Origin of the sequence: Flavobacterium ammonificans, from assembly GCF_020885975.1 — a bacterium.
Classification (GTDB): Bacteria; Bacteroidota; Bacteroidia; order Flavobacteriales; family Flavobacteriaceae; genus Flavobacterium; species Flavobacterium ammonificans.
In genome coordinates this window covers 2,154,162-2,174,694 of record NZ_AP025183.1, presented here as the reverse complement: position 1 = coordinate 2,174,694, position 20,533 = coordinate 2,154,162, and the positions used below count along the sequence as shown (strand labels likewise).

Below are 20,533 nucleotides of genomic sequence, written 5' to 3'. Positions count from 1 at the left end.
AAGATGAAAAGAAGAAGTTTTATAAAAAAAACCACATTTACATCAATCCCCTTATTATTGCATGGAATTCCTGTAGTTGCATCATCTGATTTGTTGAGTCAACCATTAGAAAAAATGGCTTTGTCTGCCATACAGTGCGATAGAATATTAGTAATTATTCAGCAAAATGGAGGAAATGATGGTTTAAATACAATTATTCCAATAGACAAGTGGGCTAATTTATTTAATGCTAGATCTAATATATTAATGGATCAGAAACAGGTACTCCCTTTGTCAGGAAATCAATCGACGGGTATACATCCAGCTATGGTTGATATGAAAAACTTATATGACAATGGAAAAATGATGATTGTACAAGGAGTATCATATCCTAATCCCAATTATAGTCATTTTAAAGCTACCGATATTTGGTTTACTGGATCTGGAAGTAAAGATGAGTTAGATACAGGATGGTTAGGAAGGGCTTTGGATAGTATGTATCCTAATTTTCCAAATGGTTACCCAACACCAGATATGCCAGATCCATTAGCGATTCAAATTGGTTCAACTTTACCGTTTTCATTACAAGGTCCCCATATTAATATGGGATACAGTGCGCCAGATCCTAATTCATTATTGAATGTGATAGGTGGAGTGTCAGATGTAGCTCCCGATTCAGATTATGGTAATGAACTCACTTTTTTAAGACTAATGAAAGACCAAAGCAATGATTATATTAAAGTAATTCAAAAAGCATATAATACTCCTTCAACTAATCCTGTAATTTATCCGTCTAATAATAAATTAGCCGACCAATTAAAAATTGTTGCTAAGTTAATTAACGGAGGGTTGAAATCTCCAATATATATAGTAAACCACCCTAACTCTCATGATACACATAGTGCTCAAGTCAGTGATGCAGATAAGGCAAAAGGAACTCAGGCTACTAATTTAACTTTATTATCACAGGCTATTGGTGCTTTTCAACAAGATTTAGAATCTATGGGTAAATCAGAATTGGTTTCGGGGATGACTTTTAGTGAATTTGGTAGAAGAATTAAAAGTAATGCTAGTTTAGGAACAGATCACGGAGCTGCTGCCCCAGTACTTTTTTTTGGTTCTATGCTCAATACATCTTCTCAAGTTAAAAAAAGTATTTTCCCTGTTTCTGGAATGATAGGTGAATCACCTAATTTACCAATAAATGCATCAGTTAGTGATCAAGTAGAAATGCAATTTGATTATAGGCAGCTTTATACCACCGTTATGCAGGATTGGCTTTGTATGTCTGAGATAGAGGCAACTCAGGTTTTAGGTTCAAATTTTGTTAAACTACCTATTTTTAATTCAACATTATCAAGTAGTATTGATTTTGATAGCGATAGCTTAATTCTTTTTCCAAATCCTTCAACTGATGGTATTATTTTTATTCGCTTTCCTGATATTGTAAAAGATTATGTAAGCGTTTCCCTCTTATCAATCAATGGTCAACTAATAAAAAGTGAGGTTTTTAAATTGAATCAAAGAGAATTAAAGTTAGATTATTCTTCAATAGTTGAAAATGCAACTTACATATTAAATATTGATTGGAACGGAAATCGTTTTTACAAAAAAGCATTATTTAATTAATTTATTTTTTTATAAAAACATATTAAATTGAAATAAATAGCCAATCAATTCTTTTATAAATTTTAAATAATTATTTTTGCTGCTCGTAAAAAAAATAAACTATTTCAATATATATCATGGTAAAAGATTTATTCGAAAGAATTCAAACTAATAAAGGACCATTAGGAAAATGGGCTTCACAAGCAGAAGGTTATTTTGTTTTTCCAAAATTAGAGGGAGAATTGGGGCCAAGAATGAAATTTCAAGGAAAAGATATTTTGAACTGGAGTTTGAATGATTATTTAGGTCTTGCCAATCATCCAGAAGTACGAAAAGCAGATACCGATGCAGCTATTGAATACGGAGCAGCTTACCCTATGGGAGCTCGTATGATGAGTGGACATACTAAATACCACGAACAATTAGAGCAAGAATTAGCTGCTTTTGTAATGAAAGAATCAGCTTATTTATTGAATTTCGGATACCAAGGAATTATGTCTACTATTGATGCTTTGGTTACCAGAAATGATGTAATTGTATATGATGTAGATGCTCACGCTTGTATAATTGATGGCGTTCGTTTGCATAGTGGAAAACGTTTTACATACCGTCACAACGATGTGGAGAGTATGGAAAAGAATTTACAACGTGCGACTAAAATTGCTGAGGAAACTGGAGGAGGAATTTTATTCATCACTGAAGGGGTTTTCGGAATGCGTGGTCAACAAGGTAAGTTGAAAGAAGTTGCTGCATTGAAAAAGAAATACAATTTCCGATTATTAGTCGACGATGCACACGGTTTTGGTACACTTGGAAAAACAGGAGCTGGAGCAGGTGAGGAGCAAGGTGTTCAAGACGAGATTGATGTGTACTTTTCAACTTTTGCAAAATCAATGGCTAACATTGGGGCTTTTGTAGCTGCAGACAAAGAAGTTATTGATTATTTAAAATACAATTTACGTTCGCAAATGTTTGCCAAAGCCTTGCCAATGATTCAAACTATTGGTTCATTGAAGCGTTTGGAATTATTGCGTCAATCTTCTGAAATTAAAGATAAATTGTGGGTTAATGTGAATGCTTTACAAAATGGTTTAAAAGAAAAAGGATTTAATATTGGTGATACTAATACGTGTATTACGCCAGTGTATTTGGAAGGATCGATCCCGGAAGCGATGGTGATGGTGAACGATTTGAGAGAAAATTACGGAATTTTCTTGTCGATTGTAGTGTATCCTGTTATTCCAAAAGGAATTATTTTATTGCGTATGATTCCAACTGCTTCGCACACTTTGGCTGATATTGATGAAACTTTGTCAGCTTTTGAAGCGATTCGTGAGAAATTAATAAACGGAACATATAGACAAATTGCTGAGCAAACTAAAGTAGATTTAGATGCTTAATTTATAGACTGACTTTAATAAAAAAATCCATTCGAAAGAATGGATTTTTTTTGATTGAAAATTTATAATTCTTTTCGAAATGTTTTTCTGCGACAAATGATTTTGGGATCAAAATTTTTCCATAGTAAATGAATCGCTTGATTGTCTGCCAATTCTGGTGTACGGATGCAATTTTGAATTCCTTTTTCGGTAAATGTCGTATGGTATTCTTTGAAAATAATTGCGTGTACTCCTTTGTTTTGGTATTCAGGATGAACTCCAATTAAATAAAAAGTCACGTCTTTACTATTGTTTTTTGCGTTTAGCAAATGTAAGAATCCAAAGGGGAACAATTTCCCTTTAGCTTTTCGCAATGCTTTGGAAAAACTAGGCATTACAATGGCAAATGCTACTAAATTGCCGTCTTTATCTTCTACAAATTTGATGTATTCTGGATTTATGAAGCTAATGTATTTTTTCTTGAAATATTCTTTTTGAATATCAGATATAGCTACAAATGATGATAGACTAGCATAGGATGCATTGAATAAATCAAACATTTTATCTACATAAGGCAATACATCTTTGGTTTTCTTGAAATTAACTGCTTTGAGTTGGTAACGTCTTTTGATAAGTTCTTGCGCTTTGTCAAAATACTCTAATTTAACGTTTTCAAAAGGGAATTTATTTTCCAAATATTCTTTTTCGGTAACATATCCCAATTGCTCAAAATGACTAGCATAATACGGATGGTTGTACCAGGTAATCATAGTGCCAATTTCTTCAAATCCTTCGGTTAATACGCCAACTTTGTCTAGATTAGAGAAACCCATCGGACCTTCCACATACTCTAAACTGTTTTTTCGCCCTAATTCGTAGACTTTATCTAATAAAGCTTTGGTTACTTCCACATCATCAATTACGTCAAACCAGCCAAAACGAACTTTCTTTTTTTGTTGGTTATTGACTTCTTCCCAATTGATGATAGCGGCAATTCTTCCAACAATTGTATTTTGGCGGTAGGCTAAATAAAAATACGCTTCTGCATTTTCAAAAGCAGGGTTTTTAGTTTTGTCAAAAGTTTCTAACTCGTCAGCAATGATGGGTGGAACCCAATATTGATTGTCTTTGTATAAGGAAAAAGGGAATTTAATGTAATCAGTTAATTCACTTTTGGTAACCGCTTCTTTAATTTGAATCATAATTTTGAATCTAGAAAATCAAGAATTTCTTTTTCTTTTTGCCATTTTTGGCACCTTTCTGAGCTTTTAAAATATTTGGATCTTCTTCAATTGGAGTTTTAATTTCTTTGTAATTACCATCATAACGGTATGAAAAACCCAATCCACCATAAAAAATAGCGGGTGTGTTTTTAATACTTCCACTTGCACTTGCGTCAATTTGAAAATCGTCAGAAATTAAATAAGCTAATCCAGCTCTTGCAATAGTATCACTGTAAAAATCACTTATATATCCTTGATTTTCAACAAATCCGGACCATTTCTCATTGAGTCCTTTGGTCAAAGTTACTACATAGCCATAACTTGGAAATTCAGTGCCAATATAGTCAGCAATAGTATTGGTTACCAATACCCAACTTCCATCTCCAAAGTGGTTTTGAGTGATTAAAATTACCTTTGGCGAAATGCTCGCGTTGGGTGAAAAGTGATACGGATTATTTGCAGAAGTGATATTGGCTCCAGCAAATACAGAAACTGCTGGTATTAATTGTTTCCATTTGAAAGATTTATCCACCTTCCAGCTGTATACGTTAATTTTAGTTTCTACACTTTTAAACGGGTCATATAATAGGTATTTTGCTCCAATGCTACTTTGTCTTAAGGCGCTTTGTTGTTGTTTAATAAATCTTGATTCATACAATTGATCTTGGTATTGAATATCTGCTAAAAATTCTAGCTTTTCTTTAAATACCCCATATCGTATGGTTAAATCAACACCATAACCATTTGCGACATAATTAAGTAAATGATGTTTTTGTGCTATTCCATAAGCTCCAGACTCTACCTGGATTACTGTTTTTCCTACTGAAAATGCAGACATTGATTCTCCAGGTCTATTTGAATTTATTTGATCAGTATATTGCGCATTAACAGTCAATGAAACCATTAAAATAAATAGCACCAATATTAGTTTGGATTTAAACATAATTTACTTTCTTGAATTACTAAATAAATTGATATCTCAAAAGTACTATATTTTATTATTATTTTAAGATTGATATTTTTATTTTGTCCTTAAACTTCGGGATGAATTTATTATTTTTGGAAAAATATTTGAATTATGCAAGAAGCCTCTTTTTCTAGTTTCATACGAACAGTTTTTTACATTTTAATGTTCTATTATTTATTTAAATTTTTGGCACGTTTATTTTTACCAATGCTTGTAAAAAAAGCAGTAGAAAAAGCAGGTGAAAATTTTCAAAAGCAACAACAATATGCTCAAGATGCGGCTTGGAAAAAAGCGCAGCATAATGATGAAATAATTTACAAAGAAACAGTATCTAAAAATCCGCGTGAAACCAAAAAAGTGGGCGACTATGTGGATTACGAAGAAATAGAGTAAATTTGTTTTTTAAAGTTTTTATATATCCTAACTTAACCATTTCACTTTGAAAAAACTCCAATCTATATATCCTCACTTACTGGCACTAGTAGGTTTTGTTCTTGTATCATTAATTTATTTTTATCCGGTCTTACAGCGAAAGCAAATCTTTCAATCCGATATTGCCCAATATACTGGTATGGCAAAAGAGCAAATTGATTTTCGCGCAGCAACGGACACAGAACCGTATTGGACCAACTCCGCTTTTGGGGGAATGCCAACCTACCAATTAGGAGCAAAATACCCTCATGATTATATTGGTGCATTGGATGATGTTTTGCGTTTTTTACCACGACCAGCAGATTACTTATTTTTATATTTCTTAGGTTTTTATGGTTTATTATTGGTGCTAAAAATTGACCCATTGAAGGCCTTTTTTGGCGCCATTGCATTTGGATTTTCGACTTACTTGATTATTATTTTAGGTGTTGGACATAATTCTAAAGCACACGCTATTGGATATATGCCGTTAGTCATTGCAGGTTTTTTGATGGTTTTTCAAAAAAGATTTATTTGGGGTGGTTTACTCACTTTGTTTGCTACTGCTTTAGAAATTAATGCCAACCACTTTCAGATGACCTATTATCTGTTGATTTTCTTATTACTATTAGTTGGTTATTTCACCTATCAATTTATCAAAGAAAAAGACTTTAAGGGATTAGGATTTGCTTTTGGATCACTTGCTGTAGCGGGAATTTTTGCTATTGGAGCCAATGCTACTAATTTGTTAGCTACAACTGAATATACCAAATTCAGTACGCGAGGTAAAGGAGAATTGACCTTTAGTGCGGATGGTTCCAAATTAACTGAAAACACTGCATTATCTAGAGACTATATTACGGAATACAGTTATGGTATAGCTGAAAGTTTCAATTTAGTTGCGCCAAGACTTTTTGGAGGTTCTAATAATGAAACTTTAGGAACTGAAAGTAGCATGTACCAATTCATGATTAGTCAAGGAGTGCCGGCAACTCAAGCAGAGGATTACGTACAAGGAATGCCGACGTATTGGGGCGACCAACCCATAGTTGCTGCTCCAGCATATATTGGAGCTGTTGTTTTCTTTTTGGCTTTTTTGGCATTATTGATAGACAAAAGAAGAATAAAATATGTGTTTTTTGGAGGTGCTTTGATTGCTTTAGTGCTTTCTTGGGGAAAGAATCTTCCAACAGTTACTAACTTCTTTATTGATTATATTCCTTTGTATGATAAATTTAGAGCAGTTTCCTCAATACAAGTCCTATTAGAATTGTGTTTTCCAGTATTGGCAGTAATGGGATTGCAATCTTTTTTTCAACTGGATCAAATTCAACAAAAGAAAGCCTTGTTACAATCTACTTTGTTTGGAGTAGGAGTCATGTTAATTTTATTTTTGTTTAAAGGAACTTTTAACTTTTCGGCTGCTAGTGATGACTATTTTATTAAAAACTATGGTCCTGCTTTTGTGGATGCATTGAAATCAGATAGAAAAACAATGTACAGCGCTGATTTATTACGTTCAGCTTTCTTTATTCTTATTGTAGCAGGGGCTTTATGGTTATATATCAAAAATAAATTCGCCCAAAATACTACGATCATTCTCATTGGTTTAGTAATGATTTTTGACTTATTCTTAGTAGATAAAAAATACGTCTCATCTAAAGATTTTGTAAGTAAAAGAGAGATTGAAGTCCCTTTTCAGGCAACTCCAGTTGATTTGCAAATTTTGCAGGACAGTAGTAACTATAGAGTTTTCGAAATCAATGGTAATTTATCGAGTGCAAGAGCTTCATTCTTTCATAAATCAATTGGGGGTTATCATGCGGCTAAACCAAGGCGTATGCAACAACTGTTTGATTATCAAATTGCCAAAAATAATTTAGAACCTTTGAATTTTTTAAATGTAAAATATTTAATTCAAACCGATAAAGAAGGCAAAGAATTCCCAATTGCCAATCCAGAAGCGAATGGAAATGCTTGGTTTGTAAATCAAATACAATTAGTTAGTACCGCTGATGAAGAGATGAAAGCCCTAGATAAACTTGATTCTAAAAAAGTAGCGGTAATTAATTCGAAAGAATTTAAGTTTAGAAAAACCGCTTTTGTGAAAGATAGTTTGGCTTCAATAACTTTAGATTTGTATCAACCCAATCATTTGAAATACACATCCACAAATACAAGTGATGGTTTGGCAGTTTTTTCTGAAATGTATTATAAAAATGGTTGGAATGCCTATGTTGACGGAAATAAAGTAGAACATCTTCGAGCTAATTATGTATTAAGAGCGCTGCCAATTCCTGCAGGAAAACATACAATTGAATTTAAGTTTGAGCCAGAAGTTGTTAAAACCGGAAGTACTATTGCATTACTAAGCTCCATTGGAATGGTTTTGTTGTTAGTAGCTGGAATTTATTTTGAGAGAAAGAAAGAAACCCAATTGTAGCAATTAATTTGTAAATTTGATTGTAAATTGATGTAAGTAATGAATGAATCAAAATTAAATCATGACGACCCTTCCCAAATGGAAGCCCGTTACATTAATGAAGTCAAAAAAATGACTCCACAGCAACGTTATGAAAAATTGATGGCAATAATTCAGCTTTCCTATATTTTAAAAACGGCCAAACAGAAATCTATTTAATGTATGGATAGTCAAATAATAGAAATATGGAAGTACCTCGCTTTGAATAATGTAAAGTATTTGACTATTGGAGGGTTTGCTGTAAGTATATATGGTTATGGAAGAAATACAGGCGATATAGATATATTTATTGAAGACTCAATTGATAATAGGAGAAATTTAAGGGAAGCATTAAAACAACTTGGGATTGGAGATTTTGAAGCAATTAATACAATGCAATTTATTCCAGGCTGGACAGATATTACTTTAAATTTTAATTTACGATTGGATATTATGACCTCTGTTAAAGGTTTAGAAAATAGTTCTTTTAACCAACTTTTTGAACAAGCTTATGTTGTTGAGATTAGCGAAACACCCGTCTATTTTTTAGATTATAATAGTTTAATTAAAGCTAAGAAGGCATCAAATCGTCCAAAAGATATTTTAGATATTGAGGAATTAGAAAAAATCAATTCTAAAATCAATTAATATTTTGAAATTAAATCACAAAAAACTTTTAATCATTACCTATTATTGGCCGCCAGCAGGTGGGCCAGGGGTGCAACGTTGGTTGAAGTTCGTGAAGTATTTACCAGATTTTGATGTACAACCTATTGTCTATGTGCCTGAAAATCCAACTTATCCAATTATTGACCAACATTTAGAAAGTGAGGTTTCAAATAAAGCCATTATTCTAAAAAATCCAATATTTGAACCGTATCAATTAGCTTCTTTTTTATCTAAAAATAAAACCAAAAAAATCAGTTCTGGAATTATTCCAAATCAGAAAAAGCAGTCCTTTTTAGAAAAGGTTATGCTTTGGGTACGCGGTAATTTATTCATTCCAGATGCGCGTGTTTTTTGGGTAAAACCTTCCGTTTCCTATTTGGAGAAATACATTCGAGAGAATGAAATTGATACTATTGTAACTTCAGGGCCACCTCATAGTTTGCACTTAATCGGATTGGAGTTAAAGCAAAAAATGAATTTAAAGTGGTTGGCTGATTTTCGCGATCCATGGACAACGATTGGTTATCATAAATCATTGCGACTATCGGATTACGCTGCAAAAAAGCATAAAAAACTGGAGAGTCAAGTTTTAAATTCGGCAGATACCATTATTGTTACAAGTAAAACAACAAAGTTAGAGTTTCAAGCTTTAACCAATAAACCAATTGCGGTAATTACGAATGGATTTGATGTAGAAAAGGTAGAAAAACAAATTGTAGACACCAAATTTAGTCTAGCGCACATCGGTTCCTTTTTGTCTGAACGAAATCCTAGAATTTTATGGGAATGTTTGGTTGAACTTTGTTCAGAAATACCGGAATTTAAATCGCATTTAGAAATTAAATTAATTGGTGCAGTAAGTCAAGAAGTATTGGAAACAATCTCAGCATTTGGATTGAATTCCTATTTGAATAATCTAGGTTATGTTTCACACGCAGAAGCAGTTTCACATCAACGAAAATCTCAAGTTTTATTGTTAATTGAAATAAATTCTGAGGATACCAAAAGTATTCTTCCTGGGAAATTGTTTGAATACCTGGTTTCAGAGCGACCTATTATAGCTATTGGTCCAAAAGACTCTGATTTTGAAGAGATTATTACGAATACTAATACGGGTGTATTTTTTGACTATTCTGAAAAAGTGAAATTAAAGAATACCATTCAAAATTATTATGACCTATTTTTGGAAGGGAAGTTGCAATCTCAAGGAGTAGGGCTTCAACAATATTCTCGAAAAAATCTTACTCAACAACTCGTTGAATTGCTTAATCAACACTAATATTCAAATTTACCTATGGGAATTGTTTTAAATCAGTCTTTGAAAAATACTATCATTACCTACATTGGTTTTGGAATTGGTGGTATTAGTACGATTTTTTTATTCCCTTCCATTTTAGGAAAAACCTATTATGGTTTATCTAATTATATTTTGTCTTGCGCTAATGTTATTATGCCCTTGTTTGCTATTGGTATGCAAAATTCGTTGGTTAAATTTTATTCGCAATGTAAAACCGAGAAAGAACAAAATCAATTTCTTTCTTTTTCAGTAATTTTTCCATTAGTATTTACAATTCCGATTTTACTTTTAGGTTTGTTTTTTTATGATGAAATTAGTTTTTTCGTTACTAAGAAAAATCCAATTGTTAAAGAGTTTATTTATTTAATTCCGTTTATTGGATTATGTATGGCCTACTTTGAAATCTTTTATGCTTGGGCAAGAGTACATATGCATTCAGTGTTTGGAAATTTTATTAAAGAAGTAGGACTGCGTTTGTTTTCACTAGTAGCTTTAGTAGGAATGTATTTTGGTTGGATTACTGCGGTTGAATTTGTTTACTTAACGGCGGGTATTTATTTTTTCGCTTTGTTAATTACTATGTTGTATGCTTTCAGGGTAAAAAAGCCTGATTTTCAACTTTCACTTCCACACAATGTCAAGGGAATCTTAGAATATACTTTTTATATCATTTTATCTGGAAGTGTAGCTAATTTACTTTTAGATGGAGATAAAATAATGTTAAACCAGTATATGGATATTGGTAACATAGCGTTTTATTCTGTTGCAACTTACATTGCCTTAGTAATTTCAGTACCAAGTCGTGCTATGCATCAAATCGTATATCCCATTACTGCAAAACTAATGCACGATAACAAATACGATGAATTAAACGATTTATACAAGAAAACATCAATCAATCTTCAAATTGTTGGTGGTTTTGTGATGCTATGTATTTTTGTTAATATTAATCAGTTATATGATATGTTGCCTAAAGAATATGCTGGTGGTATTTGGATTGTTTTCATCATTGGGATATCCAAATATTTTGATTTAATTCTAGGTAACAATAATGCGATAATTTTTAATTCGAAGTACTATCGAATGGTATTGTTCCTTGGTTTAATGCTCGTTTTTTTTACGATTGTATTGAATGCGATATTTATTCCTTTATATGGAATTACGGGATCAGCAATTGCAACATTATTATCAATTACTATTTACAGTGTTGCTAAATTAATGTTTGTGGTTAAACGCATGCATTTGTATCCTTTTACCATTCAAACAGTATATTCAATTGCTATTACAGCTTTTTTGTTTTGCTTATTTTATTTTTGGGAGTTCCCTTTTCATCCAATGATTGGAATAGTGTTGAAATCATTTCTAGTTTCAATTTCTTATTTATATTTAAATTATAGGTTTGCTATTTCAAAAGAAATAAATCAAATTATTACTAAATATGTAGTGAAAATAATTAAATAATTCATCAAAGTGATATTTTTAGTTCAAAATCACTAAATGTTGGTATTGTAGGTATTTGTTATTAGGTTTAATTTTGTTAAACATAAACCTCAGATCCCAATATCGTATGAATAATAATTATGTAATTACAGAAAAAAGTCTTCAAGATTTTTACAACAGAATAAGTAGCCGAATTCGCTCAGGATTTATAGTCAAAGAAAAAAATGACAAGCTTCCATTTGCTATTTTAACAAGAGAACCTAAAATAGTGAATCACTCCTTTAACTTAGTTTTATGTTGCCTCACTTTTGGCTTGTGGTCCATCATTTGGATTTATCAAACCCTTTCTTATGGAAGAGAAAAACGAATCCTAATTTCTATTGACGAAGATGGTAAAACATTTGAAGAAACATGCTACTAATTATTCGTTTTATAATTTCTCTTGTAAGTAGGTTGCTGTACTAGATTTTTTCATTTTCACCAAGTCTTCAGGTGTTCCTGCACCAAGTAATTTTCCACCATTTTCACCACCCTCTGGCCCCAAATCAATTACCCAATCCGCGCATTTGATAAGGTCTAAGTTGTGTTCTATAACAATAATTGAGTGTCCTTTTTCGATTAAAGCGTCGAAAGAAGCTAATAATTTTTTGATATCGTGAAAATGCAATCCCGTAGTTGGCTCATCAAATACAAACAGCGCTTTGTCTTTAGTAGCCCCCTTAACTAAGAAGGAGGCCAATTTAATACGTTGTGCTTCACCACCAGAGAGAGTAGAAGAAGACTGTCCTAACTGAACATATCCCAATCCAACATCTTGTAAGGGTTGTAATTTTTGATTGATTTTATTCTGATTGTATTTTGCAAAAAAGGCAATGGCATCATCAATTGTCATTGTTAAAATATCGTGGATATTTTTGCCTTCAAAAGCCACTTCCAATACTTCTTTTTTGAAACGTTTTCCGTTGCAAGTTTCACAATGCAATTGCACATCGGCCATAAAAACCATTTCTACATTAATTGTACCTTCTCCTTTACAAGTTTCACAACGACCACCATCTACATTGAAAGAAAAATGTTTGGCTTGGTATCCTCTAACTTTAGAAAGTTTTTCTTTGGCATACAAATCCCGAATGTCATCATAAGCCTTGATATAAGTCACAGGATTCGAACGCGAACTTCTTCCTATGGGATTTTGATCTACATATTCAATATGTTTGATATGCGAAAACGAACCTGTCATTTCGGTAAATTGCCCAGCTTTTTCACCAATATTATCTAGCTTCTTTTGCATTGCAGGAAACAAAATCTTTTTAACCAAAGTACTTTTACCACTACCAGAAACCCCTGTAATTACAGTTAATACATCAAGTGGAAAAGTAACATCTATGTTTTGTAAATTATTTTCTCGTGCACCTTTGATTTCGATGAAATTCTTAAAAGGTCTGCGTTTTTTGGGAACCGAAATTTCTAAATTTCCATTCAGATATTGAGCAGTTAAAGAATTTGATTGTAGAATTTCATTATACGTTCCTTCTGCCACTAAATTTCCTCCATGTGTTCCAGCTTCTGGTCCGATATCGATTATCATATCTGCAGCTTTCATAATATCTTCGTCGTGTTCTACAACGATTACTGTATTGCCTAAATCTCGAAGAGACAACAGAACTTTAATTAAGCGTTCTGTATCTTTAGGATGTAAACCAATACTTGGCTCATCTAATATATACATAGATCCTACCAAACTACTTCCTAGTGAAGTTGCTAAATTAATACGCTGCGATTCTCCACCAGAAAGGGTTGCTGAATTTCTATTTAGCGTTAGATAATCCAAACCAACTTCAGTTAAAAAAGACAAACGATTATTGATTTCGATTAAAAGTCGTTTGGCAATTTGTTTTTCGTATTCGTTGAGTTCGATGTTTTTAAAGAATTCAACCAAATGGCGAATAGGTAAATCTACTAAATCAGCAACAGTCTTGCTGTTGATTTTAACATAGGAAGCTTCAATTCGTAATCGTTTTCCTTTGCAAGAATTACATTTGGTTTTTCCTCTATAACGTGACAACATCACGCGATTTTGAATCTTATAATTTTTCTCTTCTAATTCTTTAAAAAAGTCATTAAGTCCCTGGAAATATTGATTCCCTGTCCAAACTACTTCTTTTTGCTCTTCGGTCAATTCGAAAAAAGGTTTGTGGATTGGAAAGTCAAATTTGTAAGCATTTTTGACTAATTCATCTCTGAACCAACTCATACTTTCGCCTCGCCAAGGAAAAATAGCATTTTCAAAAATAGAAAGGCTAGTATTGGGCACAACCAATTCGGAGTCAATACCAATAATGTTTCCATAACCTTCGCATACCGGACAAGCTCCGTAAGGGTTATTGAAGCTAAACAAATGCACATTGGGTTCTAAAAAAGAAATGCCGTCTAGCTCAAAATTATTGGAATAGGTAAAACGTTTATCTGAGTTTAATTCTTGTAAATAACAAATACCTTTGCCTTCAAAGAATGCCGTTTGAACCGCATCGGCTAATCGGTTATAAAACTCTTCTTCGTCTTTAACTACAATTCGATCAACTATAAGAAAAAGGTCTTTTTTGTTTAAACCTTTTGGTAAATCGTCTAAACGAACCATTTCGCCATCGACTAAAATTCGAGCAAAACCTTGCTGTAACAAGATATTCAGTTTATCTTCTAGTTTTCGGCCTTTTTCTAAATGAATAGGAGCAAGGAGTAGCCATTTGGTGTCTAAATCAAATTGTTTAACATCTGAAACAACATCAGTTACCGAATTTTTTTTGACTTCTTGACCTGAAACAGGGGAGAATGTTCGTCCTACTCGTGCATACAGCAATTTGATGTAATCGTAAATTTCTGTAGAGGTCCCAACAGTAGATCGGGCATTAGTTGTGTTAACTTTTTGTTCGATAGCAATAGCGGGTGCAATGCCTTTGATGTATTCAACTTTAGGTTTGTCCAATCGACCAAGAAATTGACGTGCATAAGAAGATAAACTTTCTACATAACGACGTTGTCCTTCTGCATACAAAGTATCAAATGCTAAACTTGATTTTCCAGATCCGGAAAGCCCTGTTATTACTACTAATTTGTTTCGTGGAATAGCAACATCTACATTTTTGAGATTATGTACTTGAGCTCCTTTTATGATGATATTTTTCTTTGGATCTAGTTTGGCAATGTCAATTGGCATACGACTTTAAATTTCAACAAAAGTAAGCATTTTTCAACTTAGTAATACTACTTCCACTAGAGCTAATTAGCAATTTTAATGAGCAATAATGCAATAGTTTTATCAGATTTAAACGCCTTCTTGGAAAGCTACTTTTTAAATTATCACCTTTTTATTTGGATATTCTGACAAAAATAAATTAAATTTGAAAATTAAATCATTGATAAAACAAAACGCCTATTTAACAATTTTACTTTTTAGAACATTTTATAAAATTACAAACCATCTAAAAGTTAAAATATGGCTATTCCCACTATTGATGATGCTGCATTGGTCAATTCCTACATTTCTGGCAATGAAGCTGCTTTAGAAACACTAATTAAAAGACACCAATCTCGAATTTTTGGTTTTATCTATTCCAAAGTTGGAGATCGAGATCTAGCTGACGACATTTTTCAAGATACATTTATTAAAGTGATTCGAACTTTGAAATCGAATGCTTACAACGAAGAAGGTAAATTTCTTCCTTGGGTGATGCGAATTGCTCACAATTTGATTGTAGATCATTTTCGTCATAATAAAAAAATGCCGTTGTATAGAGAGACAGAAGAGTTTTCTATTTTTTCAGTAATGACAGACGATTCATTAACAATAGAGAATAAGTTGATTTCAGATCAGGTTACAAAAGATTTACGTCAAATAGTAGAGGAACTACCCGATGATCAAAAAGAAGTTTTGATGATGCGTTTGTACCAAGATATGAGTTTTAAGGAAATTTCAGAAGCCACTGGAGTGAGTATTAATACCGCTTTAGGAAGAATGCGGTATGCGGTAATTAATTTGCGAAAAGTCATCGATAAACATCAAATTATTTTGACCAACTAAATACTATTTAGTGGTTTTTGTCGTTATATATTAAATTGTAAATGTAAACTATGGCAAAAATCTACTCTAAAAAAACATTTGTTGCTCCAAAAATGAAACCAAAGAAAGAAGTAATTTCTTTCTTGTTGAACTACTCAAAAGCTTTAAAAGTTATCCAAACGGAGCAGCTTGCTTTTGAAATTATAGCTAACTAAATTAAAAACACTTTTACGAATACAATAGTAAAAGTGTTTTTACTTTTTACTCAATAAGGATTTACGTCCAATAGTTTTAGTAATGATATCTTTTTCGATATCCCAACCTCTTGCAGGCGAATATTCTCGACCATACCAAATAATCTGTAAATGCAAATCATTCCATAATTCCTCAGGGAAAATACGTTTGGCATCTTTCTCCGTTTGTACTACATTTTTTCCGTTGGTTAAATTCCAACGGTACATCAAGCGATGAATGTGTGTGTCCACAGGAAATGCTGGTACACCAAAAGCTTGAGACATCACTACACTAGCTGTTTTGTGTCCAACAGCTGGGAGCTCTTCTAAATCTTCAAAACTTTTAGGGACTTGTCCGTTATGTTTTTCAATTAGTATTCGCGATAAGCCATAAATCCCTTTAGATTTCAAAGGTGATAAGCCGCAAGGGCGAATGATTTCTTTTATCTCTTCTACAGTTAATTTCACCATATCGTAAGGATTATCTGCTTTTGCAAATAAAAGAGGCGTGATTTGGTTTACCCGAACATCTGTACATTGTGCTGAAAGTAAAACGGCTATTAATAAAGTGTAAGGATCTTTATGATCTAGCGGAATTGGAATTGTTGGATATAATTCTTTTAACGTATTTATAACAAATGTTACCCTTTCCTGTTTGTTCATTTTTGTACTTTTATTCCTGTAAAAATAACACAATTCGAATTATTCAACACAATTAAATATGACAACATTAAAGATTGGAGATCAAGCACCACAGTTTTCTGGTGTAGATCAAGATGGGAAATCACATCAATTAACAGATTATAAAGGTAAAAAATTAGTAGTTTTCTTTTATCCAAAAGCCAATACACCAGGTTGTACAGCTGAAGCTTGTGATTTGAGAGATAATTTTGAACGTTTTCAAGCCAATAATTATGCTCTTTTGGGAGTTAGTGCTGATGCTCAGAAAGCACAGGCTAAATTCAAAGAAAAATATGATTTTCAATTTCCGCTTTTAGCTGATGAAGATAAATCAGTAATTCAAGCTTTTGGAGTTTGGGGTCCAAAGAAATTTATGGGTAAAGAATATGATGGAATTCACAGAACTACATTTGTTATTGATGAAAATGGTATTATCAAAGATGTAATTTCTGAGGTTAAAACCAAAGCGCATGCTGCGCAAATATTGAAGTAAATACTTAAAAATAAAAAGGCTAAGAGTAATAATCTTAGCCTTTTTATTAGTCTATCCAGAAATGGCCCACAGAATACGTCTTGGCTTGACCGCTTATTTTTACTCGATTTCCATGGTATTCGCAATACAAATGTCCAACCCGATCTGATAGTTGGAATGCCTCTAAATTTGTTTTATTCAATTCTTTAGCCCAATAAGGTATTAAACTACAATGTGCCGATCCTGTTACAGGATCTTCAAAATGCGTAGATTGAGGCGTGAAAAATCGTGATACAAAATCAGAATTTGTTCCTTTGGCTGTTATAATTAGTCCTCCTGGATCCAAGTTAATTTGGTCAATAATGGAACGATTGATATGGATGTTTTTAATATCTTCTTCCGATTCAAACACTAATACATAATCTCTTGATTTTAAAACTTCCTTAGGTTGTATACTTAACGATTGAGAAATAATTTGAGGTAATTCAGCAGGGATAGGCATTCTGGAAGGGAAATCTAAGGTGTAAAACTCTCCTTCAATCGTTACTGTTAAGTCTCCACTTAATGTCTCAAATACAATGCTATTCTCTTTATGATTTAAAATAGTTTTCAATGCATGGGCAGTTGCCAAAGTAGCGTGTCCACACAAATCCATTTCGATATCAGGAGTAAACCAACGTAATTGAAATTGGTTGTCTTTCGGAATAAAAAAAGCAGTTTCAGCCACCGCATTCTCTTTTGCAATTTGTAATAGTATAGTATCTGGTAACCATTCTTGTAAGGGGACTACACAGGCTGGATTTCCACCAAAAATTTGATTGGTAAAAGCATCTATTTGGTAAAGTTCGAGTTTCATTTTAAAATTATTTGTAATTAAAAATACAAAAAAAATCCCTAGTTGATTTAACTAGGGATTTAAATATAAATGGGATTAATTTATTTTCTCTTGATCACTCTCTCAACAGCAGCAACGATAGCTTGATTGTTTAACTTGTATTTTTCCATTAACTGCTCAGGAGTCCCTGATTCTCCAAAACTATCATTTACGGCTACAAATTCTTGTGGAGCAGGGTGGTGTAAGGCTAAGACTCTAGAAACACTTTCTCCTAAACCGCCTAAAATATTGTGCTCTTCGGCAGTTACAATGCATTTTGTTTTAGCCAATGATTTCAAAATCGCTTCTTCATCTAATGGTTTAATTGTATGAATGTTGATTACTTCAGCTGAAATACCTTTAGCTTCTAAAGCTTCAGCTGCAACTAATGCTTCCCAAACTAAGTGACCTGTTGCTACAATAGTTACATCTGTACCTTCATTTAAAAGTATAGCTTTGCCAATAACAAATGGTTCATCAGCAGGAGTAAAATTAGGTACTACTGGACGTCCAAAACGCAAGTAAGCAGGGCCATGATGATCGGCTAAAGCTAATGTAGCTGCTTTCGTTTGGTTGTAATCACAAGTGTTGATTACAGTCATTCCAGGCAACATTTTCATTAATCCAATATCTTCTAATATTTGGTGAGTTGCACCATCTTCCCCAAGAGTTAATCCAGCATGTGAAGCACAAATTTTCACATTTTTATCTGCATACGCTACTGATTGACGAATTTGATCGTAAACACGTCCTGTAGAGAAACTTGCGAAAGTTCCTGTAAAAGGAATTTTACCTCCAATGGTTAATCCCGCTGCAATTCCAATCATATTAGCTTCTGCAATTCCAATTTGGAAAAAACGTTCTGGGTGATTCTTTTTGAAATCGTCAAATTTTAATGATCCAATTAAGTCCGCACAAAGTGCCACAACATTTTCATTTTTTTGACCTAGTTCAGTCATTCCTGCTCCAAAACCTGAACGAGTATCTTTACTTCCTGTATTTGTATATTTCTTCATTTGTTGTGTAGTTATTAGTAATCAGCTAGTGTTGAAGTATTTTGAGCTAATGCTTGCTCTAATTGGGCATCATTTGGAGCTTTTCCATGCCAAGCATGTGTATGCATCATAAAATCAACGCCATTCCCCATTTCGGTATGCAATAAAACACAAACCGGTTTTCCTTTTCCAGTTCTAGATTTTGCATCATTCATACCCGCAATAATTGCTTCTAGATTATTTCCTTCTTTGATTTCTAGTACATCCCAATCAAAAGCTTCAAATTTAGCTTTCAAACTACCCATACACAACACTTCATCGGTAGTACCGTCAATCTGTTTTCCATTAACGTCAATAGTAGCGATAAGGTTGTCTACTTTTTTAGCAGAAGCATACATTATAGCTTCCCAGTTTTGTCCTTCTTGTAATTCACCATCTCCGTGCAGTGTGTAAACCAGATGTTTGTCATTGTTAAGTTTTTTGGCCTGAGCCGCACCAATACCAACTGATAATCCTTGTCCAAGAGAGCCAGATGCCATGCGAATACCAGGTAAGCCATCATGAGTGGTTGGGTGACCTTGCAATCTGCAATTGATTAAACGGAAAGTAGCTAATTCAGCTACAGGGAAATATCCACTTCTAGCTAAAACGCTATAAAAAACAGGAGAAATATGTCCGTTAGAAAGGAAGAAAAGATCTTCTCCAATTCCGTCCATATCAAAACCTTCTTTACGTTCCATTAAATTTTGGTACAAGGCTACTAAAAATTCAGTACAGCCTAAAGATCCTCCAGGATGACCTGAATTGACAGCGTGTACCATTCGAAGAATATCTCTTCTAACTTGGATAGTTAAATCGTTTAATTGTTGTGTGTTAGGCTTCATTTGATGTGTAAAAGTTAAACTATTGCAAATGTAATTTTAATTTAGGGTTGCTACAAACGTTTTTATGAATTGTTCACCTTGTTTTATCAAGAATAATGGATAATTATTAACAAAAATCAAAATGTATAAAAAAAACACAAAAAAAGCCTTCCAATATGGAAAGCTTTATTAATTGTAAAAATAAGGGGTTATAATTTAGAACGTAAACTAGACCAACCGCCACCGTTATGTACCGATGTAAATCCATTTGACTTTAAAATGCTTTTTGCCGAAGCACTGCGCATACCAGAAGCACAACAGGTAATAATCGTTTTGTTTTTGTCTTTCAATTGACCTAGTTGATTGCTCAAAACATTTACTGGAATATTGATTGCGCCTTTAATATGTCCGCCTGTAAACTCAGCTTTTGAACGGACGTCTATAATAATAGCACCTTGTTGTACCAACTCAGCATAATTTACAGTTGGTCCTAATCCGAAAATCTTTTTTAATAATGAGATCATATTTCTTATTTTGATTGATAGTAATTTACTTCGAGCCAAGAACCTCCATTATGGCAATCTAGCCCATGTTGAGAAAGAAAATATTGCGCTTGACCACTTCTATTTCCTGAAGCACAACAAAGAACTACAGGAGTATTTAAACCTTTCAATTCTTCGATTCGTGCCGGTATCGTTTGTAACGGAATGTTGATTGAATTGGCAACGTGTCCGCCCATAAATTCTTCGTGAGAACGCACATCTACAATAGTGCAATTCGTTTCTTTAATGATTTTTTCTAAAGTCATGCTATTAAACTTAAATAAAGTAATTTTAATTTTAATGCAAATATAGAATGTGTTGTAAACAGCTACAGTAACATTTGTTACACAAGGTTCGAATAAAGAAAAAAGCGAAACTTTAA

At 33.0% G+C, this 20,533-nt stretch carries 21 protein-coding genes; 12 read left to right on the top strand and 9 right to left on the bottom strand.

The window, feature by feature from the left end; all coding sequences use genetic code 11:
• Window positions 1-3 precede the first annotated feature (3 nt).
• Window positions 4-1,608: a DUF1501 domain-containing protein gene (locus LPC23_RS09850; RefSeq protein WP_229329940.1), complete on the top strand. Its 1,605-nt coding sequence runs from the start codon at window positions 4-6 to the stop codon at window positions 1,606-1,608.
• A 116-nt stretch (window positions 1,609-1,724) separates the two neighbouring features.
• On the top strand, window positions 1,725-2,987 hold the full coding sequence (gene capB / locus LPC23_RS09845; protein WP_229329938.1) for a cysteate-C-fatty acyltransferase: 1,263 nt from the start codon (window positions 1,725-1,727) through the stop codon (window positions 2,985-2,987).
• Window positions 2,988-3,049: 62 nt separating this feature from the next.
• Here capB and LPC23_RS09840 read toward each other — a convergent pair whose 3' ends face one another.
• Complete coding sequence (locus tag LPC23_RS09840; protein ID WP_229329936.1) at window positions 3,050-4,168, bottom strand: GTP cyclohydrolase; 1,119 nt, start codon at window positions 4,166-4,168, stop codon at window positions 3,050-3,052.
• A gap of 10 nt (window positions 4,169-4,178) precedes the next feature.
• Complete coding sequence (locus tag LPC23_RS09835; RefSeq protein ID WP_229329934.1) at window positions 4,179-5,132, bottom strand: transporter; 954 nt, start codon at window positions 5,130-5,132, stop codon at window positions 4,179-4,181.
• Window positions 5,133-5,267: 135 nt separating this feature from the next.
• On the opposite strand from LPC23_RS09835, the gene LPC23_RS09830 reads away from it, so the two are divergent.
• From LPC23_RS09830 to LPC23_RS09800, 7 genes are all read left to right on the top strand, one after another.
• Window positions 5,268-5,549, top strand: coding sequence for a DUF4834 family protein (locus LPC23_RS09830; RefSeq protein ID WP_229329932.1), 282 nt, complete (start codon window positions 5,268-5,270; stop codon window positions 5,547-5,549).
• Between the two features lie 46 nt (window positions 5,550-5,595).
• Window positions 5,596-8,010 carry a YfhO family protein gene (locus LPC23_RS09825; RefSeq protein ID WP_420842313.1) on the top strand — a complete coding sequence of 805 codons (2,415 nt, stop codon included), beginning with the start codon at window positions 5,596-5,598 and terminating at the stop codon, window positions 8,008-8,010.
• 39 nt (window positions 8,011-8,049) lie between these two features.
• Window positions 8,050-8,208, top strand: coding sequence for a hypothetical protein (locus LPC23_RS09820; protein WP_229329928.1), 159 nt, complete (start codon window positions 8,050-8,052; stop codon window positions 8,206-8,208).
• 3 nt (window positions 8,209-8,211) lie between these two features.
• Window positions 8,212-8,676 (top strand): hypothetical protein, encoded by a 465-nt coding sequence (locus tag LPC23_RS09815; protein ID WP_229329926.1) that lies wholly within the window; start codon window positions 8,212-8,214, stop codon window positions 8,674-8,676.
• A 4-nt stretch (window positions 8,677-8,680) separates the two neighbouring features.
• Window positions 8,681-9,976, top strand: coding sequence for a glycosyltransferase family 4 protein (locus tag LPC23_RS09810; RefSeq protein ID WP_229329923.1), 1,296 nt, complete (start codon window positions 8,681-8,683; stop codon window positions 9,974-9,976).
• A 15-nt stretch (window positions 9,977-9,991) separates the two neighbouring features.
• On the top strand, window positions 9,992-11,455 hold the full coding sequence (locus LPC23_RS09805; RefSeq protein ID WP_229329921.1) for a lipopolysaccharide biosynthesis protein: 1,464 nt from the start codon (window positions 9,992-9,994) through the stop codon (window positions 11,453-11,455).
• A gap of 106 nt (window positions 11,456-11,561) precedes the next feature.
• On the top strand, window positions 11,562-11,855 hold the full coding sequence (locus tag LPC23_RS09800) for a hypothetical protein (RefSeq protein ID WP_229325090.1): 294 nt from the start codon (window positions 11,562-11,564) through the stop codon (window positions 11,853-11,855).
• A gap of 9 nt (window positions 11,856-11,864) precedes the next feature.
• On the opposite strand, the gene uvrA is transcribed toward LPC23_RS09800, so the two are convergent.
• Window positions 11,865-14,648: an excinuclease ABC subunit UvrA gene (uvrA, locus tag LPC23_RS09795; protein WP_229329919.1), complete on the bottom strand. Its 2,784-nt coding sequence runs from the start codon at window positions 14,646-14,648 to the stop codon at window positions 11,865-11,867.
• A gap of 279 nt (window positions 14,649-14,927) precedes the next feature.
• Between uvrA and LPC23_RS09790 the strand changes: the two genes are divergently transcribed.
• Window positions 14,928-15,512, top strand: coding sequence for a sigma-70 family RNA polymerase sigma factor (locus LPC23_RS09790; RefSeq protein WP_229329917.1), 585 nt, complete (start codon window positions 14,928-14,930; stop codon window positions 15,510-15,512).
• A gap of 50 nt (window positions 15,513-15,562) precedes the next feature.
• Window positions 15,563-15,706 (top strand): hypothetical protein, encoded by a 144-nt coding sequence (locus LPC23_RS09785; protein ID WP_229325085.1) that lies wholly within the window; start codon window positions 15,563-15,565, stop codon window positions 15,704-15,706.
• A gap of 39 nt (window positions 15,707-15,745) precedes the next feature.
• Here LPC23_RS09785 and LPC23_RS09780 read toward each other — a convergent pair whose 3' ends face one another.
• Window positions 15,746-16,387, bottom strand: a complete 642-nt coding sequence (locus LPC23_RS09780; RefSeq protein WP_229329915.1) for an endonuclease III domain-containing protein — start codon at window positions 16,385-16,387, stop codon at window positions 15,746-15,748.
• Between the two features lie 58 nt (window positions 16,388-16,445).
• Between LPC23_RS09780 and bcp the strand changes: the two genes are divergently transcribed.
• Window positions 16,446-16,898, top strand: coding sequence for a thioredoxin-dependent thiol peroxidase (gene bcp / locus LPC23_RS09775; protein WP_229329913.1), 453 nt, complete (start codon window positions 16,446-16,448; stop codon window positions 16,896-16,898).
• Window positions 16,899-16,944: 46 nt separating this feature from the next.
• On the opposite strand, the gene LPC23_RS09770 is transcribed toward bcp, so the two are convergent.
• From LPC23_RS09770 to LPC23_RS09750, 5 genes are all read right to left on the bottom strand, one after another.
• Entirely contained in the window at window positions 16,945-17,733 is a 789-nt protein-coding gene (locus LPC23_RS09770) for a PhzF family phenazine biosynthesis protein (RefSeq protein WP_229329911.1), read from the bottom strand.
• Window positions 17,734-17,813: 80 nt separating this feature from the next.
• A complete protein-coding gene (locus tag LPC23_RS09765) occupies window positions 17,814-18,767 on the bottom strand; it encodes a transketolase family protein (RefSeq protein WP_229329909.1) in 954 nt (317 codons plus the stop codon).
• Between the two features lie 14 nt (window positions 18,768-18,781).
• Complete coding sequence (locus tag LPC23_RS09760; RefSeq protein WP_229329907.1) at window positions 18,782-19,630, bottom strand: transketolase; 849 nt, start codon at window positions 19,628-19,630, stop codon at window positions 18,782-18,784.
• 188 nt (window positions 19,631-19,818) lie between these two features.
• Entirely contained in the window at window positions 19,819-20,133 is a 315-nt protein-coding gene (locus LPC23_RS09755; protein ID WP_229329905.1) for a rhodanese-like domain-containing protein, read from the bottom strand.
• A 5-nt stretch (window positions 20,134-20,138) separates the two neighbouring features.
• A complete protein-coding gene (locus tag LPC23_RS09750) occupies window positions 20,139-20,417 on the bottom strand; it encodes a rhodanese-like domain-containing protein (RefSeq protein ID WP_229329903.1) in 279 nt (92 codons plus the stop codon).
• Window positions 20,418-20,533: the final 116 nt, after the last annotated feature.